Annotated in this window: 19 protein-coding genes; 7 read left to right on the top strand and 12 right to left on the bottom strand. The window is 39.2% G+C overall.

The window, feature by feature from the left end:
- Positions 1–4 precede the first annotated feature (4 nt).
- The gene (gene scpA / locus QWY93_RS11685) at positions 5–2,128 is read right to left on the bottom strand and encodes a methylmalonyl-CoA mutase (protein WP_290248435.1); all 2,124 of its coding nucleotides are present in this window, start codon (positions 2,126–2,128) and stop codon (positions 5–7) included.
- A gap of 2 nt (positions 2,129–2,130) precedes the next feature.
- Complete coding sequence (locus QWY93_RS11680) at positions 2,131–3,549, bottom strand: methylmalonyl-CoA mutase family protein (RefSeq protein WP_290248434.1); 1,419 nt, start codon at positions 3,547–3,549, stop codon at positions 2,131–2,133.
- 526 nt (positions 3,550–4,075) lie between these two features.
- Here QWY93_RS11680 and dnaA point away from each other — a divergent pair.
- Complete coding sequence (gene dnaA, locus QWY93_RS11675; RefSeq protein WP_290248432.1) at positions 4,076–5,503, top strand: chromosomal replication initiator protein DnaA; 1,428 nt, start codon at positions 4,076–4,078, stop codon at positions 5,501–5,503.
- Between the two features lie 242 nt (positions 5,504–5,745).
- Here the strand turns inward: dnaA and QWY93_RS11670 are convergent, their stop codons facing one another.
- The 3 genes from QWY93_RS11670 to QWY93_RS11660 are packed head-to-tail and all read right to left on the bottom strand — an operon-like array spanning position 5,746 to position 8,007.
- Complete coding sequence (locus QWY93_RS11670) at positions 5,746–6,525, bottom strand: DUF3298 and DUF4163 domain-containing protein (protein WP_290248431.1); 780 nt, start codon at positions 6,523–6,525, stop codon at positions 5,746–5,748.
- Complete coding sequence (gene meaB / locus QWY93_RS11665; protein ID WP_290248430.1) at positions 6,522–7,532, bottom strand: methylmalonyl Co-A mutase-associated GTPase MeaB; 1,011 nt, start codon at positions 7,530–7,532, stop codon at positions 6,522–6,524. Before meaB ends, QWY93_RS11670 begins: the two co-directional genes overlap by 4 nt.
- 1 nt (position 7,533) lies before the next feature.
- The gene (locus tag QWY93_RS11660; RefSeq protein ID WP_290248429.1) at positions 7,534–8,007 is read right to left on the bottom strand and encodes a hypothetical protein; all 474 of its coding nucleotides are present in this window, start codon (positions 8,005–8,007) and stop codon (positions 7,534–7,536) included.
- A gap of 54 nt (positions 8,008–8,061) precedes the next feature.
- Here QWY93_RS11660 and QWY93_RS11655 point away from each other — a divergent pair, with 54 nt between their 5' ends.
- Genes QWY93_RS11655 through QWY93_RS11645 form a run of 3 tightly spaced genes read left to right on the top strand, consistent with a single transcriptional unit; the run spans position 8,062 to position 9,737 of the window.
- Positions 8,062–8,598 carry a CopD family protein gene (locus QWY93_RS11655; RefSeq protein ID WP_290248428.1) on the top strand — a complete coding sequence of 179 codons (537 nt, stop codon included), beginning with the start codon at positions 8,062–8,064 and terminating at the stop codon, positions 8,596–8,598.
- Positions 8,599–8,632: 34 nt separating this feature from the next.
- Complete coding sequence (locus tag QWY93_RS11650; protein ID WP_290248427.1) at positions 8,633–9,301, top strand: SCO family protein; 669 nt, start codon at positions 8,633–8,635, stop codon at positions 9,299–9,301.
- Positions 9,288–9,737, top strand: a complete 450-nt coding sequence (locus tag QWY93_RS11645) for a c-type cytochrome (RefSeq protein WP_353959636.1) — start codon at positions 9,288–9,290, stop codon at positions 9,735–9,737. Before QWY93_RS11650 ends, QWY93_RS11645 begins: the two co-directional genes overlap by 14 nt.
- Before the next feature lie 9 nt (positions 9,738–9,746).
- Here the strand turns inward: QWY93_RS11645 and QWY93_RS11640 are convergent, their stop codons facing one another.
- The 6 genes from QWY93_RS11640 to QWY93_RS11615 form a co-directional block, all read right to left on the bottom strand.
- Positions 9,747–10,172 (bottom strand): hypothetical protein, encoded by a 426-nt coding sequence (locus tag QWY93_RS11640; RefSeq protein ID WP_290248426.1) that lies wholly within the window; start codon positions 10,170–10,172, stop codon positions 9,747–9,749.
- A gap of 235 nt (positions 10,173–10,407) precedes the next feature.
- The gene (locus tag QWY93_RS11635; RefSeq protein WP_290248425.1) at positions 10,408–10,848 is read right to left on the bottom strand and encodes a hypothetical protein; all 441 of its coding nucleotides are present in this window, start codon (positions 10,846–10,848) and stop codon (positions 10,408–10,410) included.
- Between the two features lie 16 nt (positions 10,849–10,864).
- On the bottom strand, positions 10,865–12,082 hold the full coding sequence (locus QWY93_RS11630) for an ABC transporter permease (RefSeq protein WP_290248424.1): 1,218 nt from the start codon (positions 12,080–12,082) through the stop codon (positions 10,865–10,867).
- On the bottom strand, positions 12,079–12,714 hold the full coding sequence (locus tag QWY93_RS11625; protein ID WP_290248423.1) for an ABC transporter ATP-binding protein: 636 nt from the start codon (positions 12,712–12,714) through the stop codon (positions 12,079–12,081). The genes QWY93_RS11630 and QWY93_RS11625 overlap by 4 nt, the downstream gene beginning before the upstream one ends.
- Positions 12,711–13,886, bottom strand: coding sequence for a hybrid sensor histidine kinase/response regulator (locus QWY93_RS11620; RefSeq protein ID WP_290248422.1), 1,176 nt, complete (start codon positions 13,884–13,886; stop codon positions 12,711–12,713). Before QWY93_RS11620 ends, QWY93_RS11625 begins: the two co-directional genes overlap by 4 nt.
- A 61-nt stretch (positions 13,887–13,947) precedes the next feature.
- Positions 13,948–17,382 carry a sensor histidine kinase gene (locus QWY93_RS11615; protein WP_290248421.1) on the bottom strand — a complete coding sequence of 1,145 codons (3,435 nt, stop codon included), beginning with the start codon at positions 17,380–17,382 and terminating at the stop codon, positions 13,948–13,950.
- Between the two features lie 127 nt (positions 17,383–17,509).
- Between QWY93_RS11615 and sucD the strand changes: the two genes are divergently transcribed.
- Positions 17,510–18,394 (top strand): succinate--CoA ligase subunit alpha, encoded by an 885-nt coding sequence (gene sucD, locus QWY93_RS11610; RefSeq protein WP_290248420.1) that lies wholly within the window; start codon positions 17,510–17,512, stop codon positions 18,392–18,394.
- Positions 18,395–18,617: 223 nt separating this feature from the next.
- Here sucD and QWY93_RS11605 read toward each other — a convergent pair whose 3' ends face one another.
- Positions 18,618–19,232 carry a 2OG-Fe(II) oxygenase gene (locus QWY93_RS11605; RefSeq protein WP_290248419.1) on the bottom strand — a complete coding sequence of 205 codons (615 nt, stop codon included), beginning with the start codon at positions 19,230–19,232 and terminating at the stop codon, positions 18,618–18,620.
- Between the two features lie 117 nt (positions 19,233–19,349).
- Here QWY93_RS11605 and QWY93_RS11600 point away from each other — a divergent pair, with 117 nt between their 5' ends.
- Together QWY93_RS11600 and QWY93_RS11595 are read left to right on the top strand one after the other, a co-directional pair.
- Positions 19,350–20,114, top strand: coding sequence for a hypothetical protein (locus QWY93_RS11600; RefSeq protein WP_290248418.1), 765 nt, complete (start codon positions 19,350–19,352; stop codon positions 20,112–20,114).
- 13 nt (positions 20,115–20,127) lie between these two features.
- Positions 20,128–20,799 (top strand): YiaD family glycine zipper/OmpA-like lipoprotein, encoded by a 672-nt coding sequence (locus QWY93_RS11595; protein ID WP_290248417.1) that lies wholly within the window; start codon positions 20,128–20,130, stop codon positions 20,797–20,799.
- The last annotated feature ends 18 nt before the right edge of the window (positions 20,800–20,817 follow it).

Here is a 20,817-nt window from a genome sequence, read left to right as displayed (position 1 = left end):
TATATTATTCTTCCATCATTTTATTTAAAATTTCAATAGCTGCCTTAGGCAATACAGTCCCAGGACCAAATACCAAAGCCACCCCCAGCTGATTGAGGAATTTTATATCCCTTGGGGGTACAACCCCTCCCACGACAACCATGATATCCTCTCTGCTCAAATCCTTTAATTCCTTTATCAGTTGGGAAACCAAAGTCTTATGCCCGCCAGCTAAGCTAGAAACGCCAATAATATGGACATCATTCTCTATTGCCTGCATGGCCACTTCATACGGAGTTTGGAAAAGTGGGCCAATATCCACGTCAAACCCCATATCCGCCAGTCCTGTAGCAATTACCTTGGCTCCTCTATCATGTCCATCCTGTCCCATTTTGGCAATCAAAATGCGTGGTCGGCGTCCCTCCAGGTCCGCAAATTTATCAGACAGGGATTTGGCCTTCTGAAAAACCAGGTTGTCACTTGCTTCACTGGCATAATTTCCAGACACAGATTTCATGGTGGCTTTATGCCTTCCAAATTCCTTTTCCATGGCAAGGGATATTTCTCCTAATGTAGCTCTTTTTCTGGCTGCATCAACCGCCAATTCCAGTAAATTCCCCTCCCCAGTCTTTGCCGCTTCCGTAATTTTATCCAAGGAGTCCTCCACTTCTTTCCCATTCCTTTCTGTTTTTAGCTGGTCCAATCTGGCCATTTGAGACCTGATAACCTGCTCATTATCCACTTCCAAAACATCAAATTCGTGATCGGGATGGGAAGGGTATTTGTTTACACCAATAATCGCATCTTTTCCACTATCAATCCTGGCTTGTTTTCTGACAGCAGCTTCTTCAATCCTCATTTTGGGAAGTCCGGCCTCAATGGCTTTGGCCATACCTCCGAGCTCTTCCACTTCCTTGATCAATATTTCAGCTTTTTTCACCAGTTGGTCTGTCAGGTATTCCAAATAATAGGAACCTCCCCAGGGATCCACTACCCGGGTAATACCCGTCTCTTCTTTTAAATAAAGCTGTGTATTTCTGGCAACTCTGGCAGAAAAATCTGTTGGCAAAGCTATGGCCTCATCAAAAGCATTGGTATGTAAAGACTGCGTGTGCCCCAAAACAGCTGCAAGTGCCTCCATTGTTGTTCTTGCTACATTGTTAAAAACATCTTGCTCAGTCAGTGACCAACCGGATGTTTGACAGTGGGCCCTAAGGCTCATGGATTTCGGGTTTTGAGGGTTAAAAGTCTTCATCATCCTTGCCCAAAGTAGCCTACCTGCCCTCAGTTTAGCAATCTCCATAAAATGATTCATGCCCACTCCCCAAAAAAAGGATAATCTGGGAGCAAAATCATCAATATCTAATCCAGCCCTTAATCCAGTTCTCACATACTCCAAGCCATCTGCTAAGGTATAAGCCAATTCTAAATCAGCAGTGGCCCCAGCTTCCTGCATATGATAGCCCGAGATGGAAATAGAGTGAAACCCAGGCATATTTTGGGAAGTATATTTAAAAATATCCCCGATGATGCGCATTGAGGCCTGGGGAGGATATATGTAAGTATTCCTTACCATAAACTCCTTCAAAATATCATTTTGAATAGTTCCCTTGAGCGAAGATACCGGCACACCCTGCTCCTCCGCAGCTACAATATAAAATGCCATAATAGGAATAACGGCCCCGTTCATGGTCATTGAAACAGACATCTTATCTAAGGGAATTCCATCAAAAAGAATCTTCATGTCCAAAATGGAATCCACTGCTACCCCAGCCTTTCCAACATCCCCTTGAACCCTTGGATGATCGGAATCAAATCCCCGGTGAGTAGCTAGATCAAATGCCACTGAAAGGCCTCTTTGTCCTTCTTCCAGATTTTTCCTATAGAAAGCATTGGAAGCCTCGGCATTGGAAAAGCCAGCATATTGACGGATCGTCCAGGTCCGGTTTAGGTACATGGTGCTATAGGGCCCCCTCAAAAAAGGTGGCAACCCTGCTACATAGCTCAAATGGGAAATGTTTTTCACATCCTCTTTACTATAAAAAGGTTTGATCTTGATTTTCTCAAATGAAGACCAAGACTCACCTGGCTTTCCAGGTTTGTGACTGAAAAGGTTATTTTGGGTTAATTTTTCCAGGTTTGGTCTCATGGTTAGCTTGTTTTGGTCATTTCAAACAATAGAACAGGAGAAAGAGGCTTTATTTGAAATGGTTCTTCTTGAATTTTATTTGGTTTTTTAGCCAATAAATAACCACTTTCTTTTGCCCTGTATTTATTTTCTCCTACTCGAACTTGGTCCCCACTAATCAGGGCATCCCATTTTTCCATCCTGGAAGTTTTAATGTCCTTTTGAATCCTCAGGTCCATATAATTTCCCCACCATCCTCCTTCTTTTTCCAATTGCCTTAATCCTTCTTCACCCAATTGTCGCAACTTATTGGTCAGAAAGCCCAAATAATAGGAACCAGCAGTTGGGTCTAATACTTTATCCAAATAACATTCCTCCTTCAATATGTTTAAAATATTCCGGGCAATCCTTTTTGAAAAATTACTTGGCTCAGCTCCTTCAATTTCATGTGGCCGTACCCATATCAAATTACATCCACCCAATAGGGCAGCCAAACTTTCGGTAGTATTTTTGATCATATTTGTATAAGGTTCCACTTTGGATTTTGACCAATTACTGGTAAATCCAAAAAAAGGAAATTCATTGGGGTTAACCTTTACTTCATAAAGGCCCGCCAATTGATGGACCAGTACCCGCATGGATTTTAGTTTAGCAATCTCCATATAAAAATCACCACTGACGGCCACCTTTATAATTAAATTCTTAAAAAGCTCTTCGGGAGAAAAACCCTTTTCGGTTAAAATATCCATTAGTTCCACCAATTCCCCCAATCCATACCTCATTTCCTGATCTGGGTTTCCTCCGCCTTCCAAATAAATGCACCAGTCCAGACAAAGCCCCTTAAAGTACTGAAAGTCCTTTGTCATTTGGTGAAGTTGCCAAAGCTCCCCTTCCAATGCACTTTTCGCTTTTTGATTATCAAATAAGTTTTTAAATGGACTATAAAGAATGCCCCCTACTATGGTACCTTTATCAATCTTTCTTTGATCGATTTCAGAAAAAAATTGCTGTAGGATGGAAACAGGATTGTTTAAAGGGTGTATCCAAAGGACAAGCCCCTTCCACCAATCTCCTTTAAAAATTATACCAGGTGGTTCTTCACCACTTAATTCCAAAATAATTCCGTCAGCCCCTCCTTCCAAGACCCTTTTTACTTCAGCCTCAAAAGTATCGTCCGGACGCCAGGTCACCTTGACCATGTTGGCCCACTGCTTAGGGGAAGACGAGGATAAAGGCAGATTATAATTTTCAATATTCTCATAAGAAATCAGCCATTTCCATTTCTCGGCATCTTCAGCTGTATAAAAAGGAAACAAAGACATTCCTTCCCAGGGCCTGGAAATCATCAAATGTTCAAAACTTCCTTGTTTCAGGTCTTTGAGCACTTCCTGCATCCACATCCCTTTATTTTGGGGCGGAAAATTATCAAACAACTTATTCATCGGTTCCAATTTATGTTCAACCTATACCCCTCCTTTATCAAAAATAAGATTTTGGAAAATAAAAACCAGCCTTTATCAGTTAATATAAAACGGCTTAGTTTACTGGAAATCAATTTCAAATGTTAATATTGATTAATTAGTCTAGGAGGGTTTTCACCATTTTCCACAAAATTTATTTTACTAATGTTGATATATTCGATGATCAATTGGTGAGAAAAAAATTAAAATTTATATTGACAGGCCTTAGATTCTTAAGGCCATTAATTAAATTATTATTGTTGATAATACCCCCCGTTCTTTAACAAGGAGAAACAAAACTGTTCTTTAAAAATCTACAAAAACCTTTAAAAAATTTTGAAAACCAAATCAATTGCAACATTTCCTATGCATAAAATACTTATACACAAAAGAACGCTTAAGGCAAGTAAATTTTAATTTTTAATTTAGATTTATTTTCCCCAATTTTGTTGCCCTTCCTAGATGAAGAGGGGGTATTTAATCATTACTTTCTTGTAATCAGTTTCAAATGAATTCAGAGGCAAAAGCAGTATGGGATGAATGTTTGCGTGTCATTGAAGCACACGTAAATGAGCAGAGCTTTTCCACCTGGTTTAAACCTATTAATCCGGTGAGATTGGAAGGCCCTATCCTGACCATACAGGTCCCCAGTCAGTTTTTTTACGAATGGCTGGAGGATAATTATGTCCAGGTTTTGAAACTGGCCATCAAAAATATTCTTGGCCCCAGTGGCAAGTTGGAATATGCTGTAGTGGTGGACCGGGGGAACTCCCAAAACCAACCCTATGTGGTCAGTTATCCCCAAGGCAATGCTGCAGCCAAGAAAAAAAATGATGAGAAACTCCAAAAGCAGGAAAACCGCAGCCCCTTTGATATGCAAAGCCTGCATGGTGATGCCCTTCTACAATCCCATCTTAATCCCAATTACACTTTCAGTTCCTACATAGAAGGGGATTGTAACCGTTTGGCCAGATCTGCGGGATATGCAGTTGCCACCAAGCCCGGGATCACTTCATTTAACCCTTTAATGGTTTATGGAGGTGTTGGTCTAGGGAAAACCCACTTGGTACAGGCCATCGGAAATGAAATCAAAAATGGCCCTGAGGACAAATTTGTACTTTATGTTTCTTCAGAAAAATTTGTCAATCAATTTATGGATTCCATCAAAGATGGAAATGTAAAAAGCTTTACCAATTTTTATATGCAAGTGGATGTTCTAATCATTGATGACATCCAGTTTTTGGCAGGAAAAGACCGGACCCAGGAAATGTTTTTCCATATTTTCAACCATTTGCATCAAAGTAAAAAGCAGATCATCATGACCTCCGATTGCCCCCCAAGGGACTTAAAAGGGCTGGAGGAACGATTACTCTCCAGATTTAAATGGGGGTTAACGGCTGATCTTCACATGCCTGATTTTGAAACAAGGGTGGCCATAATAAGGCGAAAAATGCAAACCGAGGGAATTTATATTCCTGATGATGTCATTGAATACCTGGCTTATACCGTTGACACTAACATCCGGGAGCTGGAGGGTGTACTCATTTCCCTCATTGCCCATGCCTCCCTCAACAGGGTGGAAATAGACTTGGGCTTGGCAAAAAGCATCATGAAAAATATCGTTAAAGATATTGAAACAGAGGTGGGGATCGATTTTATCCAGAAAACTGTATCGGATTATTATGGCATCAAACTGGATGATCTTAAAGCCAAGACCAGGAAAAAAGAAATTGTAATGGCAAGGCAAATTGCCATGTATTTCTCCAAAGAGTTTACAAACCATTCTCTCAAATCAATTGGATACCACTTTGGAGGAAGGGACCACAGTACTGTAATCCATGCCGTACAAACAGTAAACGATCTAATGGAAACAGATACTACCTTCAGAAATGCCATCAATGAGCAAAAGAAAAAGTTTAAAATGAGATCTTATTGATCCAATTCATTTTATTCTTAAACATGCATTACCCGTATTAAACAGGCTAAACAACCAGATATTAGGGATTCGAGCATTTTTTTTCCAACACAGGGGAATTATAGAAATACCCAAAACCAATTAAAATTGAATATTCAATCAGGAATGGAAAATGTGGAATTTTATATTCCTGATTTTTTTAAGATTTAAACAACCTGGGTATGGTCTACTTTCTAAGATTTCAATTCTAAAATTTTTATTTTTCAGGGCTGAAGCACGACTCCCTCCAATTGATCCAAAGGGATCCTCAATTCGGTTTGCCCCATGGCATACGGGGCTATTTCATAGGAATTGTAAAACAACACCAGTTCACTGTCTTCATAACCAATGGCTGCAGGAAGGAAGAACTCCCCGTCCTTTAGGAAAAAACGCCCATCCTCAGCCAATGATTTTTCTGGATCAACATCATGATATTTTCTAAAAGCATTTTTAGCTTTCGCCAATAATTTGGTTTCATTCAAAATGATATCATCTTTTTTCACCAGCACTCCCCTATCCAAGTCAAAGTTCATAAATAACATAATTTGATTGGAATGGGCCCCTCCTGTATAGCTGTCACTGAGCATGGAAAGTGAAAGGAATTTTGAATTGCTATAAGTTACTGCTCCCTGAGCATCCACATACCAACTTTGATGCGAATCTGGAAATTCTTCCTTTATGTTTTTAAATTTTTTTATAAAATTATTCACGGCATATTGCAAAGAATCCACCTCCAGCTCACTTTCACCCCAGCCCAAATACATGATCATTTGCTGCTTAATGTGAAGGTTGATCTTGTCTGCCAAATTCCGCTTTCCCTCAAAAACTGGAAAAGACAATTTTACCTCAGCACAATCCTCATCAATACAGCTTTTCTTATTGAGTTCTTTTATATGGTGGGATATTTTTTTCAACTCTACATTTTCGTCCTGCCCACAGGCAAAAAATGCCAGCAAAACCATCGTCATAAAAAGTCCCCTAATGGATTTACAACCCTCCTTCATGATTGTTTTTTTAGATAAACAACAAAATCTTCCAATAATTTTTCTGCTACTTCACTTGGCAAAACATTTCCATTAATCAATAAGGGCATATATTTCTCAATATTTTTTTTGATCCAAGGGTTATTAAAAAAACGTTTTTCAATCAGGACCCGAGTTTGTTCCTTAACCCAATACACCTGTTGGTCTTTTCTGGTTTCCTCCCAGGCCCCATTAATTTTTCTGTTTTTTTCATAATCAAGAATCATACCCCAAATTTCATTTAACCCTTTTTTTGTTACGGAAGAACATATTTTTACAGGGGGCCTCCATCCCTTATCCCTGTTGGACAATAGATTAACCACTTGTTTGAATTCTTGCAGGGCAATTTTAGATTTAATCAGGTTATCCCCATCCGCTTTGGTAATCACCAAGCCATCTGCAAATTCGATAATTCCTTTTTTTATTCCCTGGAGTTGGTCCCCCGATCCAGGCAACAATAACAATAAAAAAAAGTCCACCATTTGTCGAACCAAAGCCTCAGCTTGCCCCACTCCCACTGTTTCCACAATAATCACATCATATCCGGCAGCCTCACATAAAAAAATAGCTTCTCTGGTTTTTTCACCTACCCCCCCAGCAAAAAAGGAAGACGGAGATGGCCTAACATAAACCTCAGGTAATTTGGATAGTGATTCCATACGGGTTTTATCCCCCAATATGCTTCCGGAAGATTTATCGCTACTTGGATCAATGGTCAATACGGCTAACCGATGACCCTCTTCTACAATATTTTTACCAAAATTTTCAATAAAGGTACTTTTCCCTACTCCCGGAATCCCGGTAACACCTATGCGGACAGAATTTCCAGAATAAGGCATAATGCTGGCCATCACTTCCTTGGCCAAATTCTGGTCCTCCTCCAATTTGCTTTCTACCAAAGTAATGGCCTTACTTAAAAGGGTGCGATTTCCCGAAAGCACCCCATCCACATAATCTTTTGCTTTTAGACGTTTTGGCTTATAGTCCAAATCAATTTATTATTAGCCTTTTTCCTTGTTTCGCTTGCCCACCACTGACCAAAGTATCGATCAACAATCCTTTAAATGGGTATTTTTTGAAGCTTTCTTTCCCCATGGCAGTCTTTTCATACTTTCCGATACAATACTCCTGAAATCCTTTTTCAAAATAGGGAGGTTCAGGGCCTATTTCCTTAGGGGTGTGTAATACTCCATCGAAAAAAAACACTTTAGTATTTCCATATTTGTTATGGGGCATAAATTGTCCATATCTTTTCATCTCTTCCCAAGGGGCAATTCTGGTGGTAGCCACCGCATACAATCTGACAATTGGCCCGGTATTGTTAGGGTTTCGGTATTTGGCCACTTCAGTAAAAGTAGACCTAAGTTCTGCAATTCCAGGTTGAGTAAAGGTGGTTTGAGCAATATAGATCATCACAAAAAACACCATTGTACCCAGCCCCCATATCAAATATTTAGTTTTCATTTAATTTCAAGGTTGTTTACCCTTTAACCATTAATTTAGAGGAAAAATTTGAAAATGGGCTTCGAATACTTAAAAGCATTACATATTATTTTTATTGTCACCTGGTTTGCAGGGTTATTTTACATCGTAAGGCTTTTCATTTACCAAACTGAGACCCTGGAAAAACCCCTGGAAGAACAAAAAATCCTTAAACCTCAATTGGACTTAATGGCCAAAAGGCTCTGGTTGGGCATCACCTGGCCATCAGCAGTTTTAACTTTAATTTTTGGGTTTTGGGTCCTCAGCTACCGTTGGGGGTATCTGGAACTGGGCTTTATGCATGCCAAATTAGGCTTTGTTTTTTTATTGTACCTTTACCATTTTAAATGCCACCAAATCTTTAAACAGCTGCAAAAAGGGGTGTCAAAATGGAGCTCCACCCAACTCAGAATTTGGAATGAAGCGGCTACGGTGCTGTTATTTGCAATTGTCTTCCTGATCGTACTTAAAAACCTCCTGGATATGGTCTGGGGCATAGTTGGCTTGTTAGTCTTGAGCGGATTGCTCATGGCTGGGATCAAGTTATACAAAAGAAGGAGACAAAGGAACTAATTACCTCAAAGGGCTGTACATAAAAATAAACCAAATGCTAAAACACAACCTCTCTATATTGGCCATACTTGCCAGCATTTTGCTGGTTTGGAATTGTACCTCAAAAGAAGAAAAAAACAAAGAACTTCCCATCTTAGGCCATAAATATACAGAAGAAAAAATGGTAGATGGTAAAAAGGTTATGGACACTGTTTTTCACCAAATTGCCCCATTTTCTTTTTATAACCAGGATGGAGATACCATTACCAATGCTGATGTAGAAGGGAAAGTCTATGTTGCCGATTTTTTCTTCACCTCCTGCCCCACCATTTGCCCTATTATGAAAAGCCAAATGCTAAGGGTATATGAGGAATTTAAAAATAATCCAGATTTTCAGATCTTAAGCCACTCAATTGATCCAACATATGACACTGTCGCCCTTTTGAAAGATTATTCTCAAAGACTGGGCATTCAGGATGCTTCCACCTGGCACTTTTTAACTGGTGATAAGGAAAAAATTTTTGAAATTGGCCAAACCAGCTATATGACTACCGCAATGGAAGATCAAAATGAACCTGGTGGGTTTCTTCATAGTGGAGCTTTTGTATTAGTGGATCGAAAAGGACATATCCGAGGAGTTTATGACGGGACTAAAGAAGACCAGGTAAACGAATTGATCCAGGACATTCCACTCATTCTCAATAAAAAAAATGATGAAATTTAGTTTTGGAGCCCTTATTTTAATTGGGATTATTGCTGGGAGCTGCAGCGGGTCCTCAAAAAATGAAAAGGAGGAATTTTCCTTAAATAATATTGAGGATATAAAGACCAGACAATATGCCATAGCGGGGAGAGTCCTTTACCAACAGCTTTGTGCCAATTGTCATAAGGATAATGGCGAGGGGCTGGGCAAACTTATTCCGCCATTAAAAAATTCCGATTATATGATGCAGGACATTAGCAAAACTGTGCAAATCCTAAAAAATGGAATTTCTGGAAAAATAATGGTCAATGGAATAGAATATAACCAGCAAATGCCTGCCAACCCTCAATTAACAAATTTGGAAATTGCAGAAATCACCACCTACATATATAATGTTTTTGGGCAAAAAGAAATATTGATCGATGCCAACAAGGTCAATCAATATTTAAATCAATAAAAAACCATCTTATTCACTTTTTAGTTTTTCAGCCTTCTCCAATGCTTCCTTAATAGATTTATTTACCTGTTTCACCTTTTCTTTTTGTTCATTGAGGTACTGGGTAACTTCCTCTTCAGTCATATCCTGAAAATCCACCTCAAACTGACGCATCCATTCAAACATCCCCTCATAAGCCTGCTCCAATTCTTGCGCTACATTTTTAAGTTCTTTAACCTCCTCTTTATGGGCAACTGAATCCTCCAAAGTAAGCTGCTGGGCTTTTTGGGAAAATTCCTTTTGGAGAGATTTCAGCTCCCCCATTTTGGGCATCACTTCATCATGGATGCTTATGACCTCCTCTTTTAATTCCTCATTATCAACCCTATTTGACGAACAGGATAATAGTCCAATAATAAGAAGAAAAACCAAAGCACCATTTAATACCTTTAACATATCTTTTGTTTTAAATTATTTTCAAAATTGATCCTTAATTTAAATAAATATTTTCTTAAGATCATTACATTTAACCCCCAAATGAAACGGAAAATAAAGCCATCTTCGGGGCTTTTGGGGCCCCATTGTAGTTGAAATAACAGAGATAGACTATATATCGAAAAGGGAAATTCCAGTATTTTTTTTGAGGGGGAGCCAATTCCTTTTCGATTCATTTTTTAGATGAGGTTGTTGGTCAATCGTCAACCAATTTGCCTTCCTGAAGAATGTACATCAATTTTTCAGGATCCTTCGCATTCAATTTTAAAGTTCCTTTCACCTTTACCCGCTTGGAGGTATATTCAATAGGTTCTTTTAAATAAACTTCCATTACAGTTTCCGGTCCACCCGACCCACAAAAATAACATTCTGCAATGGGCAAAGAGGAAAGAATGATATGATGGGGTTTGAACATACCTTCAAATGGAATGATGTAACCTTCGGCTGCCACTTCTTTTCCTTCCAGTTTTTTTATTTTTTCACTAAATGCAGGCAAATAAAGCTCCCCATAATCATCCTCACTAATTTCATAGGAAACTTCGGATAGTGCCCGCCAAATATTTTGCTTTTCTTGTGCATTGGCACAAATTGCCAATAGTAAGAATAATAAAAGCAAACAAGTCTTATTTATTTTCATGGTATATTTCGATTTGTCAGGTGAGTTGCTTGGCAATATCCGCTTTGTATACACTCAAAGCTGGAATCAATGAAGCAAGGACACCTACCAACACCGCATATAGCAAAATCCATAATTCCTCACTCAGAAAATAGGTAGCAGATAAACCACTAATTGCCGTTTGTTGGAAGTTTATAACCAAAATATACAGAAAAGAGTGCCCCAAACCTATTCCGGTCAGTGCCCCCAAAACAGTCAATATCAATCCCTCCAGAATTATATGAAAAAAAAGTTGTCCTTTGGATGCTCCCATTGTTCGCATGACTGCTAAATCATATTTCCTTTCCTTCAGTGAATTGTACAATGCAATAAAAATGCCCAGGCCAGCAATAAATATTATTACCATCGCCAATCCTTTTATTAGGGTTACTCCCATTCCCAATAATTCAAATAACCTAGCCATTTCAAAGGATGGGGAGGCGGCTTGTAATGAACTTCTGCTGTTGATAAACCGTGGCAACCTTATTGCAGCCATAGGGCTGCGAAATTGAATTAGTAAGGAAGTGATTTCTCTATCCTGACTAATTTGGGGAAATCCTTTGGTTTCTACTTTTCTTTCTAGTTTATCAGAATCATGCTTTTCATCATGGGTGTACCAAACTGATTCCAAACTGGTCAACACTAAGCGGTCCACTACTTTTCCGGAATGTTGCAAAATCCCCTTCACTAAATATTCAGATTGGTCATGTTCATGACTGCCAACACTGATACCATGGGATCCTAAAAAACGGTCTCCCACACGCAAATTTAATTTTTTGGCTACCTCACTTCCCAAAACCACCTCAAAGGGCTTCTCCCATAAACCTCCCTGAGATAACTCCACCCCGTAAAGGGAAAGGAAATCATGGTTCGTCCCTACGATTCTAAAACCCTGGTAATTGTCTCCCAGGCCAAGAGGGATAGCATTTTTTACCAATCTGTTTTTGGTGATACTTTCCGCCTCTTCCAAATTGATATTGCCGGTCGGAAAATCTATATGATAAACACTGGATAGAATCAATTGCAGCGGACTCCCTTTTGCACCCACTACAAGGTCGATGCCTTGGGCATCATTATTCATTTTGGACTCCAGTTGATCCTGGATCAGGATCAACACTGTAATAATGGCAAGGCCTAAAGATAGAAGTAAAATGTTCAAGCCCGTATTAAGTGGTTTAGCCAAAAGGTATTTCCAGCTTAATTGCAACATATTCATAAATCACCTCCCATTATGATCTGATCAGAAATATGTTGTTTTATTCTCTGATCATGGGTAACAATGATCAGGGCAGAATTCATTTTATGGGCCTGTAATTTTAATAAGCGAATAACTTTTTCGGCATGAAAATCATCCAAACTGGCTGTAGGCTCATCGGCTAAGATTACTTTCGGGCCGTTTACCAAAGCCCGTGCTATGGATAACCTTTGGGCTTCCCCTTCACTTAGATTTTGAACTTTGGATTTGGCTTTATAGGTCATCCCCAGGTCCTCAAGAATCATTTTGAGCTGCCTGCCATTTGTTTTTCCTGCAAAAAATTGTGCTATTTTCAGGTTTTCCTCCACTGTCAAAGGGGGCAAGATATGTGGCTTTTGAAATACCATTCCTATATGGGCTCCCCTGAATTTATCAAGCCGGGCTCCTTTCATTTGATATAAATCCACCCCGTCTATTATCACCTTACCTTGCAGGGGCTTCAATAGTCCCCCTAAAATATTCAGTAAAGTAGTTTTCCCAGACCCGGACCTTCCCAATACCAGCAATTCTCTTCCTGCCTCCAAAGAAATATCAGGAATCTTAATTTGCCCGGAATGCTGATATTTATATGATAGGCCTTCCGTATAAATCATCCCAATGGTATCTTCAAATTAAAAGTGGACCCCTTTCCTGAATCACTTTCTACTTCAATTTCCCCATGCATCACATCCATGCATTTTTTCACGATGGAAAGTCCTAATCCGGAACCCTCTGTAATCCCAACATTTTTTGCTCTAAAAAAACGGTCAAACAACTGATCTTGTTCTTTTTTGGGAATGCCAATCCCATCATCCTTAATCTCGATAAAAAGTGTATTTTCTTTCATCTCCACCTTGAAATCTACATGACCATTTTTTTTTGAATATTTTAATGCATTAGAAAGCAAATTTTCAAAAACCTGGTAGAGTAGCTCTGCATCGGATTTTATGGATTTTGGAACATTGACAAAATCGGTGGTTATGGTGACTTCATTATCATTATTGGCTTTTACCACATCTAACAACTCATTAAAAAAGGGAGTGGTAAAAAAACGCGCAGGTTTATAATCAATTTTATTGGCATCTGCTTTTCCAAAAAACAAAACGGAAGTCAAAAGATTATTTAAGCTCCTTACAGAGTTTTCAATCTTTTTGGAATGTTTGGCTATTTTTTGCCTGAAAGGGTGGTCTTTTTCTGCATATATCTGCAACAATTGGGCAGAACTGAGAATGGACGTAAGCGGGGTTTTAAATCCATGGGAAACATTTTGAACGATTCGGGATTTCAGCTCCCCGATTTCCCTTTCCTTTTCCAATGCTTTTTTCAATTCTTTATTGGCCTCGTTGAGATCAGCTGTACGCTGTTTCACCTTTTCTTCAAGCTCATTGTTTAGTTTCTGTAGCTCTTTTTCCTTTTTATCTTTAAATATGGCCAACTCAATCATCATGTTGAGTTCCCTGATATTAAAAGGCTTAATGACGTAGGCACTTGGATTAGTACCTGCAATTTTCTGGAGGGTATCTTCATCAGAACTTGCTGTCAGGTAAACCACCGGGATGTCATATTTTTCATTGATGATTTCTGTAGTTTTGATGCCATCCAAATCCCCCCCAAGGTTAATATCCATCATAACCAAGTCCACTTCACTATCATCCAAAAAATTCAGGGCTTCCTCACCTGTTGCAGCCACTCCCACTATTTCATGGTTGTTTTTTTCCAGGGCTTTTTTCAGGAGCAGAGCAGAAACATTATCATCCTCGGTGATTAAAATTCTAAGAGCTAACATATGCTGGTGGTTTATCTCAATAATCCGCTTTCGGCTTATAAGGTATTATTCACAATAATAATTAATAGATCGGTAAAATCACCCTTACAAGGGTGCCTTCTTTTGGCTTACTTTGAATGGTAATTTCTCCGCCCAAGATGGTTACCAGGTTTTTGGTGATACTTAGCCCCAACCCAGTTCCCTCAAATTTCCGGTCATATCCAACACTTTCCTGTTCAAAGGGATTAAAAATATTCTTAACAAAATCCTCACTCATTCCAATACCGTTATCTTGAACAAGGATTAATAAGCTGTTTTTTTCCTGCCTGGCAGTAAAACGAATCAATCCCTCAGGACTATATTTGATGGCATTGCCTACAATATTATTGACAATCATTTCTAAAAACCTTCTATCCACCTTCCCTTCCAAAGCTTTAGTTTCAAACTTGGCAGTCAACAAAAGGTTGTTTTTTATGGCCAGATTTTTTAATGGAAGTAATATCTTGGACAAAAAATCATTGATCTGGGTCTTTTCATATATGACCTCCATTTTGTTGGCCTCAATCTTGGACATGTCCAGGATGCTATTTATGGTTTGAAGCAACCTTTCCCCACTTTCCAATATTATCTGCAATTGCCCCACCAATTCCTGGTTATCTTGGTTTCTGGACATGATAGTTTCTGTACTTCCCAAAATTCCATTTAGCGGAGTCCGAATTTCATGGCTCATACTGGAAAGAAAATTGGATTTCACCTTATTGGCCTCTTCTGCTTTATTTTTTGCCGCCTCAAGCCGTCTTTCATAGGCTTTTTTCTCGGTAACATCCCTCATTACCGTCAAGAGAATTTTTTCCCCTTGATGGAGTACATCCATCCAACTTATAAAAATTTCAATGTCTTTTTTTCCAGAATAAAAGGGCATTTCCATTTCCAAAGTAACCCCCTTTCCATTAGAAGCTTCCATTTTTGATAAAATTTCAGGGCTTTTTTTATCAAAAAATTGAGGGTCTGAAAACAAATCCCTAATATTATTCCCCCCCCCCTTTTCCGGGATTTCTCCAACCAACTCAAGAAGGGAAGGGTTAGCAGCTACAATTTCCCCCCCTTGGACCGAAAGCATCAACCCATCTTTAGAATTGTCCCAAACACTCCGGAACCTTTTTTCAGCTGCTTTGATCTCTTTTATCTTTTCATCGATTCGGGATCGTAACAATCCCTGGGTTCGCATTTGATCGACCAAAGTATTTAAAACAAAGCCAATCAAAAGAAAAACCAAAAGGACCAACCCGATAAACCAAAATTGCAAAAAGTAAGGCTTGGTGATGTGAAATGGTTCGGAAATCACTGTCTCAGATTCAAATTGTCCTCCCAGACTTGCCTTTAAACGAAGTTGATATTCTCCCGGAGGGAGGTTGTTAAACATCAAAGAGGTTGTCCTTGGGTTTCGGATCTTTTGCCAGGTATCATGAAACCCCTCCAATTTATATTCAACAGTAAGATTGGCCACTTCCAGAAAACTGATCGCTTGGTAGTCAATCTGGATATTATTTTGACTATAGGGCACCTTCTCTAGTGAAGTCCCCTCCTCCGATCCAATTACCTGAACCTTTTTAATGGATACCAGTGGCGGTGCAAATGACTGTTCGTCCTCCTCAGGTATAAAAAGGCTCAGTCCATTTTTGGTCCCAATAGCCACTCTTCCATAGTCCCCAATGGTAAAAGCACCTGAATTAATAATATCCCCAATCAGACCACTATTTTTGTCAAACCTCCTGACCACACCATCTCCAATCAAATAAACGCCTTTATCTGTCCCAGCCCAAAGGTTCCCACTCTTATCATTCACCAGATCGTAAACAGGCCTATCAATAATTTGCCCATTGATTTTGAAAAAATCAATCTCCCCTGACCGGTAATATTTTAATCCATGTTCACTCCCCAACACCACAGTATCATCAAACTCCAACATATCATACCCGGTTATTAATAGAAATTGATCCTCTACTATCACTTGATCCTGGAAACCTGGATTTGAACGGGCCAGGAAAACAGCTTTTCCATTGGTTAAAAATTCTATTTTCCTTAAGTAATCAACTTTTCCCTGGAGAGTCTCCTCAAAAATCTCCTTTGTTATTTCATTTTTAAACAAATCTTTTCCCCGGTCATAAATGGATGCCTGATAAACCTTATTGCCACAATTGATAAATATACTGTCCTCTTTTACACAAACATCCACTACTTCAGCCTGGCCTGGAGTGGAAAAAAACTCCAGCTTTCTGCTGTTCAAATCCAACCTTCCCACCCCTTTTTCACAAGAGGCTGCCCAAACGACCCCATTATGATCCTGGGAGAATCCCATTACCCGCTGTGAGGGATCTCCTGTCTCCAATCCCCACTCCCAGGATTTTAACAGTCTTCCCCTTTCCCAAATTTGAATTCCATTATTGAACCCAAACAGGAATTTACGATATCCTAATTTTTTGATGGCTGCAACATCATTTTCCAATAGGCCCTGAAAAGCATTAAAATTTTGGAACCTTAGAGTAGGAATATTCACCACCCCTCTATCTGAACTTATCCAAATGATATTTTCCCGGTCAACAAATGCTGTTTGTATATAATAAGCCCCTAAAGCTTCGTATGCGGACACCTCTATTATTTCAGCGTTGATTGGGCTATACTTAAATAAGTGGGAGTTAAAGAAAAAGTATATTTGCCCTCCCCTTTCCTGAAGTCCAAAAACAGATGATTTAGAATGAATTTTCTTTGAAAACCCTTCTGTCAAAACGGTGTCCAGTTTGGACAGTTGTTTTCCTTTAGCAAGGTAATTTTCCCCTAAAAAGTAAAACATATTGTCCTTTTTATTTTTAACCACCTGATAAACCGGGCCAGGCAATTTTCCATCAGCAGGTTTAAAAGGTTGCAATTGTCCATTTTCCAAAATGGAGGTTTTCCTGCTAAAGAAAAGGTAAAATTTCCCTTTATTATAAAAGACACTTTTTAAAACTCCCCATTCCTCAGGGGAATATTCAATAGATTCCCAATTTCCCCTGGAGAGTCCCGAAAAAACCAATTTCCCATAAAATCCCAAAAAAATATTTTTTTTTGCTTTCTCTCCAACCACATTAAAAACCATTCCGTTACTGGGAAAGATTTCTCCCTTAATTTTTGAAGGGGGTTTTAGTTTTTCCCATTTTCCAGAATCAGAGAAATAAATATCACCTCCCGGCAATTTTTCGTAAACCCAAACTATTCCTTGAGCATCAATAAAAAAATCCACATTCCCTTCCAAATCTTTCAAAACCCCTTCAGGGAGGCCGTATGTATTGATTCCATCCGAAAAATAAATCCCTCTGGGTGTAGAAAACCACATTCTACCCTTATTGTCCTGGCCGATTCTAAAGGCATTATTGATTGGAAGCTCAAGCCCGTTGATTTGTTTATTAGCCTGAAAAGACTGTGAAAATGCCAGGTTAGCAAAAAGGAAAAACAGAAAAAAAAGAAGCCTAATTTTCATGATGATGTTTTGCCGAAAATAGGAAAAGTATTTGTTTGAGTAAATTAAATTTAATAATGTTTCCCTTTTTCTTTTTGTACTAGGCCTTATTCTTTTATTTTTGTATCCAAACTTTAAAAATCGCATCATGAGTGTTTTAGTTAATAAAGATTCTAAAGTAATCGTCCAGGGTTTTACCGGATCTGAAGGTTCCTTCCACGCACAACAAATGATTGAATATGGCACCAACTTAGTAGGTGGTGTAACACCAGGAAAAGGTGGTTCCAATCATTTGGGAAAACCTGTTTTTAATACCGTTGCTGACGCGGTAAAATCTACTGGAGCAGATACCTCCATTATATTTGTCCCACCTGCCTTTGCTGCTGATGCAATTATGGAAGCTGCAGACGCGGGTATTAAAGTGATCATTGCCATCACCGAGGGAATCCCTGTTAAGGACATGATGGTAGCTAAACCCTATATCAAAGAAAAAGGTGCTACATTAATTGGACCTAACTGCCCAGGGGTAATCACTCCAGGTGAGGCCAAAGTAGGCATTATGCCAGGTTTTGTATTCAAAAAAGGAAAAGTGGGTATCGTATCAAAGTCTGGAACATTGACTTACGAAGCCGCTGACCAAATTGCAAAAGCAGGTTTAGGTGTTTCCACTGCAATCGGTATTGGTGGTGACCCTATCATTGGTACTTCTACCAAGGAAGCTGTACAATTGTTGATGGAAGACCCTGAAACCGACTCCATCGTTATGATCGGTGAGATTGGTGGTAATTACGAAGCTGAAGCTGCCAAATGGGTAAAAGAAAATGGCAATCAAAAACCAGTTGTTGGATTTATTGCTGGACAAACCGCACCTCCAGGCCGAAGAATGGGCCACGCAGGAGCCATTATCGGTGGTGCAGATGACACCGCTAGTGCAAAAATGAGAATCATGAGGGAAAACGGCATCCATGTCGCTGAATCTCCTGCTGAGATCGGTGAAGTAATGGCTAAGGCACTAAAAAATGTAGAAGCCTAATACTTTTTCCACAAAACCATAAAAAAACACAGCCAAGGAATATTTTCGGCTGTGTTTTTTTTATACTAAGCAAAGTTTCACCTATCCCTATGGGAGCTATCTTATACATTTTTTTTGATAGCTAATTGGATAAAAGATCAATTAATTCACATTCAAAAAATCAAACAACTTCTGCAGGGTGTTGATTGCTTTCTTAATGGCTTGGTAGCTGACATCCTAAATATTAATATTCAATATCCCTAAGCCACCCGGTTATACTTACCCGCTCCTTTAAGGTAGGCAAAACTTCATGGGGAATTTCCCCACTCAAAAACACGACTAGTCTTCCACCTTTGGGAAAGACATCCATAATTTCCTCCTGCCCTTCACATTTGGGCAAATACATCCTTAATGCACCCCCATCCCCAGGCTCCCATTTTTGATTAAGGTAGAGAATAGTTGTTACCACCCTGTATTTCACATTTTGAAACTGATCGAGATGACGAAGGTAAAAAGAACCAGGCGGGTACATGGCAAAGTGCGCCTCAAATGACCTAAGGCCCAAAAAACATCTTTGATTTATTTTTTCCCTGATTTTTTCAATTTCATTCCAATAGTGATTTTGTAATGGGGTCAAGTTCAAATGATCCATCCAACAAACCTTATCACTCCTTATTTCAGGCTTGATCTGAAACTCATTCCCTTTGCCTATTCCTGCATGTCTAAATTGGCCATGGGCCAAAATTTCTTGTTGTTCCTGCAACAACTCTTCCCTGAAATCGTCAGAGATAAAGTCATCCACCACCACATAACCTTTCTCATAAATATTTTCCGCTATGGACTTGTAAGGACTTTCCATCTCTAACTTATTTTTGCTTCCAAAAATACGCCAATATTAAACAATAAAACCATAATTTTGTACCGAAAATTGACAAGCAATTTTCCATTGCAAACAAATAATACCATAAAGCCTGAAATGTTTTTAAAATCTGAAGATATCAAAAGATTAGAGCTGGAATATGACTCCGGGATAGTCCCTCCTCCTTTTAGTCATGTTTTTAAACTAAAAATTAGCTTTGAAAAAAGTTTTATCAACACACAATTTGCCATCCAATACTTGGACCGGGATGAAATCTCCGAAGATGAAATAATTGGGGAAGGTTTTACATTGGATGATGATTATACCTTTTTGGGGGAAGTTCCTAAGGTTTGGGAAGCCACGTTCAAAAAACTTTATACCGATTCTACCTGGTCCAATAAGAAGGAGCTGGATGCTTCAGGGGGGATAAAAATCCTGGCCAAGGATGTTCACGGTAAAATGGTCAGAACAATCCCCAGTAACCAGGAAGATTGGCATTTTTTGGCCCAGGAATTTATCCAGGCCATTTATGAAATCAACAAAAAGGAAGCCCCTCTGACCATCCGGTACCGAACCATCACAAATACCTCCACGATGGATTATCACCTAACAGTAAAGTTCTCTGTCCGGAAAGTAATCCTGGAAATCAATGGAGAAATTCATGAGGTGGATTGGGAAAAAACCAAAGAATTAATGAGCTATATTTTTCTTCCTGATTATGATTATAGCCAAGCCAGTGAAAAGACTCCCACTAAAAGGGGGCAATATATTGATTGCGGAGATGGACTTTGGCATAAATTTGGCAAAGGAGTAATTAACCTTGATGATAGTTTTGATGCTATATCAAAGATCAAACAAGGGATTGAAAATCTAAACCAATAATAAACTTTTAATTATGAAAACTTTAAAATCAATTTTAGCACTTGTATTAAGTTCAGCCCTAATAATGAGTTGCGCCAATTGGAGCAACACCGGAAAAGGGGCCGCCATTGGTGGTGGTGCAGGAGGTGTTCTAGGAGGTATTATTGGATCCAAAAAAGGAAATACAGCTGCTGGAGCCGTAATCGGAGCGGCAGTAGGTGGCGCTGCTGGGGCTGCAATTGGAAAGTATATGGACAAACAAGCCGAGGAATTGGAAGAACTTGAAAATGCAGAGGTCAAAAGAGTGGGTGAAGGTATCCAGATTACTTTTGACTCAGGCATCCTATTTGGTTTTGACTCTTATGCCCTAACCCCGCAATCCCAGGAAAATGTCATGAAACTGGCAAAAATCCTTAATGACTATCCTGACACCAATATTATGATATATGGGCATACCGATAGCAAAGGAAGTGAAGAATATAACCAAGACCTCTCGGAAAAAAGGGCCGGTGCAGTTTCTAATTACCTAAAGATGCAAGGAATTGACAGAAATAGGTTAAGCACCGTTGGTCATGGGGAGTCCATGCCAGTAGCCACTAATGATACTGATGCAGGCCGGGCAAAAAACCGTCGAGTGGAAGTCGCCATCACTGCAAACGAGGAATTGATCGAAAAAGCAGAAAATGGGGAATTGGATAATATCTAATTGAAAAATATTTAAATA

Source organism: Echinicola jeungdonensis (genome assembly GCF_030409905.1).
In the GTDB taxonomy this organism is placed as follows: Bacteria; Bacteroidota; Bacteroidia; order Cytophagales; family Cyclobacteriaceae; genus Echinicola; species Echinicola jeungdonensis.
The sequence above is the reverse complement of the archived record's forward strand: the minus strand, read 5'-3'. Positions and strand labels throughout refer to the sequence as shown.

Bases quoted from the DNA above. Each gene is read 5' to 3' on its own strand.
- QWY93_RS11595 (WP_290248417.1), top strand. From the start codon at position 20,128: ATGAAAACTTTAAAATCAATTTTAGCACTTGTATTAAGTTCAGCCCTA.
- dnaA (WP_290248432.1), top strand. From the start codon at position 4,076: ATGAATTCAGAGGCAAAAGCAGTATGGGATGAATGTTTGCGTGTCATT.
- QWY93_RS11650 (WP_290248427.1), top strand. From the start codon at position 8,633: ATGCTAAAACACAACCTCTCTATATTGGCCATACTTGCCAGCATTTTG.
- QWY93_RS11645 (WP_353959636.1), top strand. From the start codon at position 9,288: ATGATGAAATTTAGTTTTGGAGCCCTTATTTTAATTGGGATTATTGCT.
- sucD (WP_290248420.1), top strand. From the start codon at position 17,510: ATGAGTGTTTTAGTTAATAAAGATTCTAAAGTAATCGTCCAGGGTTTT.
- QWY93_RS11605 (WP_290248419.1), bottom strand. From the start codon at position 19,232: ATGGAAAGTCCTTACAAGTCCATAGCGGAAAATATTTATGAGAAAGGT.
- QWY93_RS11655 (WP_290248428.1), top strand. From the start codon at position 8,062: ATGGGCTTCGAATACTTAAAAGCATTACATATTATTTTTATTGTCACC.
- QWY93_RS11670 (WP_290248431.1), bottom strand. From the start codon at position 6,525: ATGAAGGAGGGTTGTAAATCCATTAGGGGACTTTTTATGACGATGGTT.
- scpA (WP_290248435.1), bottom strand. From the start codon at position 2,128: ATGAGACCAAACCTGGAAAAATTAACCCAAAATAACCTTTTCAGTCAC.
- QWY93_RS11620 (WP_290248422.1), bottom strand. From the start codon at position 13,886: ATGTTAGCTCTTAGAATTTTAATCACCGAGGATGATAATGTTTCTGCT.
- QWY93_RS11615 (WP_290248421.1), bottom strand. From the start codon at position 17,382: ATGAAAATTAGGCTTCTTTTTTTTCTGTTTTTCCTTTTTGCTAACCTG.
- QWY93_RS11635 (WP_290248425.1), bottom strand. From the start codon at position 10,848: ATGAAAATAAATAAGACTTGTTTGCTTTTATTATTCTTACTATTGGCA.
- QWY93_RS11640 (WP_290248426.1), bottom strand. From the start codon at position 10,172: ATGTTAAAGGTATTAAATGGTGCTTTGGTTTTTCTTCTTATTATTGGA.
- QWY93_RS11680 (WP_290248434.1), bottom strand. From the start codon at position 3,549: ATGAATAAGTTGTTTGATAATTTTCCGCCCCAAAATAAAGGGATGTGG.
- QWY93_RS11660 (WP_290248429.1), bottom strand. From the start codon at position 8,007: ATGAAAACTAAATATTTGATATGGGGGCTGGGTACAATGGTGTTTTTT.
- QWY93_RS11600 (WP_290248418.1), top strand. From the start codon at position 19,350: ATGTTTTTAAAATCTGAAGATATCAAAAGATTAGAGCTGGAATATGAC.
- QWY93_RS11630 (WP_290248424.1), bottom strand. From the start codon at position 12,082: ATGAATATGTTGCAATTAAGCTGGAAATACCTTTTGGCTAAACCACTT.
- QWY93_RS11625 (WP_290248423.1), bottom strand. From the start codon at position 12,714: ATGATTTATACGGAAGGCCTATCATATAAATATCAGCATTCCGGGCAA.